Origin of the sequence: Vibrio sp. 10N.222.49.C9 (genome assembly GCF_041474985.1) — a bacterium.
Classification (GTDB): Bacteria; Pseudomonadota; Gammaproteobacteria; order Enterobacterales; family Vibrionaceae; genus Vibrio; species Vibrio crassostreae_C.
In genome coordinates this window covers 1-7,292 of record NZ_JBFRVD010000035.1, presented here as the reverse complement: position 1 = coordinate 7,292, position 7,292 = coordinate 1, and the positions used below count along the sequence as shown (strand labels likewise).

8 protein-coding genes and 1 pseudogene are annotated in these 7,292 nt (G+C 43.6%); 5 read left to right on the top strand and 4 right to left on the bottom strand.

Translation table 11 applies throughout. The annotated features are described in order from the left end of the window. Window positions 1-376: 376 nt before the first annotated feature. On the top strand, window positions 377-733 hold the full coding sequence (locus AB4585_RS15590; protein ID WP_017060329.1) for a hypothetical protein: 357 nt from the start codon (window positions 377-379) through the stop codon (window positions 731-733). Between the two features lie 143 nt (window positions 734-876). On the opposite strand, the gene AB4585_RS15585 is transcribed toward AB4585_RS15590, so the two are convergent. Continuing rightward, window positions 877-2,001 (bottom strand): M14-type cytosolic carboxypeptidase, encoded by a 1,125-nt coding sequence (locus tag AB4585_RS15585; RefSeq protein WP_372155256.1) that lies wholly within the window; start codon window positions 1,999-2,001, stop codon window positions 877-879. 136 nt (window positions 2,002-2,137) lie between these two features. Beyond that, window positions 2,138-2,413, bottom strand: coding sequence for a nitrogenase-stabilizing/protective protein NifW (locus AB4585_RS15580; protein ID WP_372155254.1), 276 nt, complete (start codon window positions 2,411-2,413; stop codon window positions 2,138-2,140). Between the two features lie 176 nt (window positions 2,414-2,589). Here AB4585_RS15580 and AB4585_RS15575 point away from each other — a divergent pair, with 176 nt between their 5' ends. Then, window positions 2,590-2,802 (top strand): TIGR02450 family Trp-rich protein, encoded by a 213-nt coding sequence (locus tag AB4585_RS15575; RefSeq protein WP_017065368.1) that lies wholly within the window; start codon window positions 2,590-2,592, stop codon window positions 2,800-2,802. Window positions 2,803-2,851: 49 nt separating this feature from the next. On the opposite strand, the gene AB4585_RS15570 is transcribed toward AB4585_RS15575, so the two are convergent. Continuing rightward, entirely contained in the window at window positions 2,852-3,589 is a 738-nt protein-coding gene (locus tag AB4585_RS15570) for an HAD-IIB family hydrolase (protein WP_372155252.1), read from the bottom strand. Window positions 3,590-3,968: 379 nt separating this feature from the next. On the opposite strand from AB4585_RS15570, the pseudogene AB4585_RS15565 reads away from it, so the two are divergent. Further along, window positions 3,969-4,700, top strand: a pseudogene (locus AB4585_RS15565) (ABC transporter permease subunit); the annotation flags it as partial. After that, window positions 4,693-5,700 carry a glycine betaine/L-proline ABC transporter substrate-binding protein ProX gene (proX, locus tag AB4585_RS15560; protein ID WP_372170200.1) on the top strand — a complete coding sequence of 336 codons (1,008 nt, stop codon included), beginning with the start codon at window positions 4,693-4,695 and terminating at the stop codon, window positions 5,698-5,700. The pseudogene AB4585_RS15565 and the gene proX, both read left to right, overlap by 8 nt. A 204-nt stretch (window positions 5,701-5,904) precedes the next feature. Here proX and AB4585_RS15555 read toward each other — a convergent pair whose 3' ends face one another. Continuing rightward, window positions 5,905-6,279, bottom strand: coding sequence for a nuclear transport factor 2 family protein (locus tag AB4585_RS15555; protein WP_017060338.1), 375 nt, complete (start codon window positions 6,277-6,279; stop codon window positions 5,905-5,907). A gap of 141 nt (window positions 6,280-6,420) precedes the next feature. Between AB4585_RS15555 and AB4585_RS15550 the strand changes: the two genes are divergently transcribed. Further along, the coding region (locus AB4585_RS15550; protein ID WP_372170197.1) for a LysR family transcriptional regulator at window positions 6,421-7,292 on the top strand (872 nt) is incomplete at its 3' end.

Here is a 7,292-nt window from a genome sequence, read left to right as displayed (position 1 = left end):
CCTTAATCCTTATTTGTTAGTTCAAAAGCGCACCTCGCAAATGATGAACATTGTGTGTGGGATTCTATTCGTGGGCTTCAGCATTCAGTTGGCATTGTTTCAGCTTTAGGGTGCGATGCGAAGAATTGGGTTTTTAGCTATTGGTTCAGTTCATTTCCGGCTTAGTTCTCGTTTCCATCTTAGTTTTCATTTCCGATTCAGTTCTCATTTTTTACTGAATGCTAAGCAATCAGTGTTTCTCTGTATAAATCTCTAAAGCATTAGCTCGGGAAGTCGATATAATTATTAGCTATCAATTTGGTGAATGTGTTTATTTGAGACCAATTGAAGCTACAGCCTATTGCTTGACCGAAATAACAGAGACAGGGAGTCACCAATGCGTGAAGATTCATTCACCCAGAAACGCAAATATTACCGCTTAAAGTACCCTCAAAAGGCTCGTCCGGTGATGCGAATTAAGGATGAGCTTTTTCATGTCAGCGAAGTTTCTGAAAAGGGTGTACGCCTGATGATGCGTAACATCATTCCGGTTTATCGTGGCTTTTCAATGGCCGGCACCTTGAGGTTGCATGACAACAACAGTATCGATATTAGCGGTGCTGTATTGCGACAAGAAGGTGACGAAGTGATCGTTCAGTTATCACAAGGTCCGAGCTTCAAAGATATGGTGTCTGAACAACGCCACATTAGGCAAAGATACCCAGTGTTTTTTGCTAGCCTCAGAGTGGCATAGAAAGCTTTTAAAGTTAGATTCACTCATCCAAGCCGATATTAAAAAGCCCAGCACTTTCACAAGTGCTGGGCTTTGTTCTATCTATAGCCCAGATTCTTATAAACCAAAGGCGATACAGGTAAAGCTAATGAGCTTAGTTCGCCTTATAGCTCGTCTACTGTAGCCCAAACTGCGGCTAGCATATCGTGACCAAACGCGACACTTCGTTCTGGAGACCAGCCGTAAAGTTCGTCAGCGTGACTGATGTGATCTTTAAATGGCATCTCGACGGTGTAAGCCAAACACTTGAATTGCTCACCAATCCAGTTTGTGCCAACTGTCATGTTTGCTTTGCCTGGTTCGTCTTTATCGTAACCAAATTCATCTTGGAACTCTGGCGTGATAGTGAGCAGTGCTTGCTTGAAGTGGCTCTCTAGCTTCGCGATGCGCTCGTTGTAAGAAGGTGTGCCTTCGCTACCTGCTACAAAGTTATATGGAATCGCTTCGTCGCCGTGAATATCTAGACACAGGTCAACGCCCGTTTCCAGCATACGCTCGCGAACAAGGAATACCTCTGGGCTGCGTTCCATAGAAGGTGATTGCCATTCGCGGTTCAGGTTTACGCCAATCGCGTTAGTACGCAGGTGACCGCGGATGCTGCCATCTGGATTCATGTTTGGTACAACTCTGAACACAACGCTGTCTAGAAGAGAGCGACCAACCGTATCTGTTTCATCAAGTAGGCGTTGTAGCAGGCCTTCGATCAGCCATTCAGCCATCGTCTCGCCAGGGTGTTGGCGACCAATAACCCAGATGTTTTTCTTCTCTTCACTTGGCTCGCCGATGGTTAGCAAAGTGATGTCGTTGTTGTCTAGCGTCTGACCTAGAGTTTCAAGCTTACAAGCAGGGTGCGTTTGAGCATTGTGCAGAAGATCTTGGTGACGATCGTATGAGTACGGCGCGAAGTACGCGAAGTACATTGAATCGTGTTCAGGGATGATATCGAAGCTTAATGTATCGCCATCGAACTGAGATGGGATACGGAACCACTCTTCACGGTCATACGATGCAACTACATCGTAATCTTTCCAGCCTTCAGGGTAGGCAGATGTTGCCAATTGACCGATTTCAAAGTGGTGAGATTGTTGAGCTTCACTTTCTAAACGGAAGTGAAACCACTGAGAGATTTCAGTCTGGTTGTCTGCTGGGATAGTCAGTTGAATGTTTTGTGGTGAATCTGCTGAAACGACGTGAATGTTGCCGCTTTCGAAATTGCTGAAAATTTTCATTGTAGTTTTTATCTCGTAGTTGAGTTGCCGTAAGACTAGCACACTTTTTTTCGAGCAAACCACTAACTAAATCGTAATGAGATGTTATTTCAACTATCTACTTTTTAGTTGTCTATTTTGAACAATTACTTCCAATCTATCGGCGCTGGCAAGTCGTACACCCGCGACAGGCAGAACGTGTGTGGCGATCTAACTTGCTACGTTGCACCTTACAATAAGCGTTTTTCAGCGCTCTTCTTCCTGAGAACCAATCATCGGGTTTTGACAGGATCAGATAACCATTAAAGCGTTTCATAAGCTCGACTCTATTTTGGTCGATGAACCTGCTATCAAACCCAATTTCGAAGTAATCAAGCGCTTGTTCAATCGAGGTGAAACTCGCTATTTTTTGTTGGAATTCTGTTTGGCTCATGGGAAGTAGGTTTCTGTTCTGGTGACAACTATTGTATCGAGTTTACGATTTGTTTTATTGATTTTAGTTATGACTTACCTGGGTTTGAATCGTGGGCTTTTTAAACTTGAAGTGATCTTTTTAACTCTTTGAGGATTATAGATAAAGTATTAAAAAACTAAGACAGGACAGAACCAATGAATCGAATCAATCCAAAGAAACTACTTCGCAGTAAATGGACGGCCGTTAGCCCTTTGAAGAAAGAAAAGCACTTTATGGTCACAGAAGTTGAATTTGATGAAGGGGAAGTAGTGCGCTGCATGATAGAGGCAGTAATGACTAAACGAGAAGAAAACATCAATTGGCGAGAGCTTACTGATAATCAAAATTGGCTCCCAGGCTGGAAGTAGGGCTAGAAGCCTGTTTGATTCTAATCTGTTGTTAATGGCGAACTGGCGTTTATCGGATACTCGACGCACGCCCTTGCCAGTATTTAAGGCCTTCTAAGACACCCTCAGCATGTGTTGCTCTACTCGTGTATACGTTGTCTCTATCCGATAGGTGAGCAACCTCTGGGTAATGGTTTGCCACCAAAATCGAGTTAACGCCTTCTATTGTCAACATTGAGGTGTCGTTAGCTGAATCACCGGCAACGCAAACCTGGTCAATGCTCAAGTCGTGTTGCTTCAAAAGATGGTGGATAGCGGTTGCTTTGTTGACTCCCTTTGGTGTGATGTCTAGATACCAGTCGTGTGAATACGTTAGGTGGACATCTAAGCCGTGTGACTGTAAGTGAGATTCGATCAATGCATGTTGTGGCTCAGACAGCTTACCTTCAAACGTCATCTTGTAATCACCTTGATGATTCTCTATACGCTCGCCCATAAAGTCGAGTGGTGCGAGTGCGGACTCTACTTTTGACTTATTCCATGAAGCCTCGAGTTGTTGGTGCCATATATGGTAGGGCTTTTGAGAATGGTTATGATGAATCCTGGTGCCAACATCGCTGATAATACTGTGTGGTTCCGGGTAGTTGTTTGATGCTAAGCCGTCTTGAATAGAGGGTAACGTTCTTCCTGTTGCGATGATAAAGCGAATATCAGGTTGTTCTGTGAGGTAATCAAATAGCTGGTTAACACCGTGAGATGAGCCTCCATCAAGCGTACCGTCAAAGTCACACACCAACATTTTTATCATTCGAATTCCTTGTCTTTTTCTCTATTTCGTCACGGGAAAATGCTTATTTCTTTTATAAAGAATGGCTCAGCAATGAGCACTCTACAAGTTGAAGTTCAGCTTAGATAATCACCAATTGGCAGTTTGCAGCAAGTATCACAGTTGGTGTGACGTATTAAAATTCTTGGTTGAAAAGGTTGATTTCAACTCGCTGACTTTAGCCGGTTGACCTTTGGTTTTTAGGTAGAGATTGAGAGTTGATCTTATATTTTTTATCGAGCGAACTTTCGCCTCGGAAACATCATGAAAGCTTAATAAATAGTTCGTATTCGAATTGTTTGTGCACGAACTAATTATGGCTTTTGTTGGTTCATTCAGCCTATTAATTACTCTAATGTAAATTGGCGTTGCAACGGCCGTATCTTTGACTTTCATTGGCTTGATTGGCGCTTGGTCTGAAGCAATGACCACATTGTCACTGGTCATGACATCCGTATTCTTCTGCCTATTGATTGGCTTACCCATGGGGATATGGCTCGCTCGAAGTAACACGGCGGCTAAATTCGTGCGCCCAATTTTGGATGCTATGCAAACCACACCAGCCTTCGTTTATTTAGTACCGATCGTCATGTTGTTTGGTATCGGTAACGTTCCGGGTGTCGTGGTGACCATCATATTCGCACTTCCTCCTGTTGTTCGTTTGACCATTTTGGGTATTCAGCAAGTTCCGGAAGAATTGATCGAAGCGGGTCACTCATTCGGTGCAAGCAAAAAGCAGATGCTTTACCGAATTCAACTGCCACTTGCATTACCAACTATCATGGCGGGCGTGAACCAAACACTGATGTTGTCGTTATCGATGGTGGTTATCGCATCAATGATTGCGGTAGGTGGTTTAGGTCAAATGGTACTGAGAGGTATTGGCCGTTTAGATATGGGACTGGCCGCTGTTGGTGGTTTAGGCATCGTTATCTTAGCCATCTTATTAGACAGAATCACCCAAGTACTGGGTGTCAATGCTGGTAATACAAAATTACGCTGGTATCGCATGGGACCTGTTTCCCTTGTACTGAATGTACTTAATCGCGGTAACAAATCAGAACTTCAATTAAGGAAAAACACCAATGAATAATTCATGGAAGAGTAAACTCGCAGTAAGCATCGTTTCTACATTAGCGGTATCGACTAACGTGTGGGCAGCAAGCCTACCGGGTGATGGCGTATCAGTTCAGCCTGTTCAATCGTCTGTAGCGGAAGAGACATTCCAAACATTGATCGTTAACCGTGCTCTAGAAGAACTGGGTTATGACGTGAAATCAACTCAAGAAGTGGACTACAACGTAGGCTACACCTCGATTGCAAAGGGTGACGCAACGTTCCTAACGGTAGGTTGGTTCCCGCTTCATGCTGATAAATACACAATGGCAGGTGGTGATGAGAAATTCTACCGTGAAGGCCAATATGTAAGCGGCGCTGCTCAAGGTTACCTAATTGATAAGAAAACGGCTGAAAAGTACAACATCACCAACATTGGTCAATTAACTGATCCAAAAATCGCGAAGCTGTTTGATGCGGACGGTGATGGCAAAGCAGACCTAACAGGCTGTAACCCAGGTTGGGGTTGTGAGATGGTGATTGAACATCAACTTTCAGCGTTCAAACTGGACGATACGGTGACTCACAACCAAGGTAACTACGCTGCAATCATCGCAGACACGATTTCTCGTTACCAAAAGGGTGAATCAATCCTTTACTACACATGGACACCTTACTGGGTAAGTGGCGTACTGGTGCCTAACGAAGATGTGGTTTGGTTAGAAGTACCTTTCTCAGCACTTCCTGGCGAGCGTTCGAACGTTGATACGACGCTATCTAACGGCAAAAACTACGGCTTCGAAATGAACTCAATGCGCATTATTGCGAATAAAGAGTTTGCTAAGAACAACCCATCAGCAGCGAAGCTTTTTGAAATCATCAAACTTAACATCAATGATGTAAGCGCTCAGAACATGATGATGAGTAAAGGTAAGAACAGCTCTGCGGATATCGAAGCGCACGTAAACGGTTGGATCAAAGCGAACCAAAGCACGTTCGATGGTTGGATTGCAGAAGCGAAGAAAGCAGCACTGTAACTTTGACTTGTATTTGTTCTGTCTTACCAGACACTTTGATTTGAAATGATGAGCGTGTTGAGTGATTGTGTAGAGTCACTCAATCACCTTCAAACCAAGTGAAAGGGCGACAAGAGTGAACATTATAAAGCCAGCAGTCCATTTGGATTGCTGGCTTTTTGTTTTCTGTTTCTATTTTTGAGCTTCTAGCTGTTAATTACAGCTCTAGCGTTCGCCTTGAACTTCGAAGTTGTCGCTGACTAAGCGAGCGCAGCCATCGGCTTCAAGTGCCCAGTGTTCATGATGTACAACGCCAAACGCTTTGTTCATTGTCCAACTCGCGGTAAGAATGTAACCGCCGTCTGGGTGCTCTTCCCATTTTACATCGGTGTAATCAACGTCTTTGAAACCTTGGTCGATGATGTTTTGCCAAAATGCTTGAATCGCTTCATGACCTTCAAAAGTACCAAATGGACGCGCTTCCATTACACAGCTTTTAGTATATTGATCGGCACAACCTTTCGCATCTTGGTTGTTGAAAGCCTTTTGCCACGCGTTAATGCCTTGCTTACATGCTTCTAAAATTTGGTTGTCTAACATTGTCTTTCTCCATAACAGTCTTGTTTCGAGCACTGTCTTTTTTATTTGGTATTTCGATAAGTTGAATTGAGTTTAGTCTTGGAAATTGATTTTAAAAACAGAGATAATGGAAAATACTGTTTGTAAAAAGAGAACAATAAAATGAGTAAGCTAAAGCAGATGTCGATTTTCGCTCATATCGTAGATCAGGGTTCAGTCTCGGCTGCGGCTGAAAAGTTAGAGTTGTCTAAATCTGTCGTCAGTCAACATCTCAAAATTCTAGAACAAGAGTTAGGCGCCTCTCTCCTTAAACGCACAACACGAAGACAAACTTTGACAAGCATGGGTGAGCGCTTTTATTTGAGTTGCAAAGACATCAATGTGATCGCTGAATCGGCTTGGGATATGGCAAAAGCCGAGCTAGAAGAGCCACAAGGCCGGATTCGTATCACAGCTCCGAATGCCTTGATGGATTTATTGGTAGCGCCTGTTATTGCCGATCTGATGAAACAATATCCGAAGTTAAAGCCAGAACTGATAAGCGACGATCAGCATTTAGACTTCATGGAGCACGATATTGATCTCGCGGTACGAGTGGGCAGTTCTCGTGACAGTAACTTAAAGCAAAAGCGTTTAGGTGAGTTTAAAGATGTGTTATGTGGCGTTGAAAGCATGCGTGAACGTGAGCTTGAATCGATTCCTTACATTGCAAACTCTTGGCAGGGAAAGCAGGTGACTCATCATTTTAGTTCTCAAACTGAGCAGGACTTTGTCTACCAACAGCAAGCTAGTTGCGTCACCAATTCGTTCCACAGTTGCCTTGCACTGATTAAATCAGGTGTTGGTATCGGTGTGATTCCAGATTTCTACCTCTCTCAGTTATCCAATGATGTTGTCGACATAATGCCAAGCTTCCAACTACCGACTAACACGGTTTATGCGCTAAATCCATTTGCTTCTAATACGCCTATCGCCATCAAGCTGTGTATCCAAGCGTTGGAAGAAAAGCTCAAGGGCGTTGTTGATCAAATCAG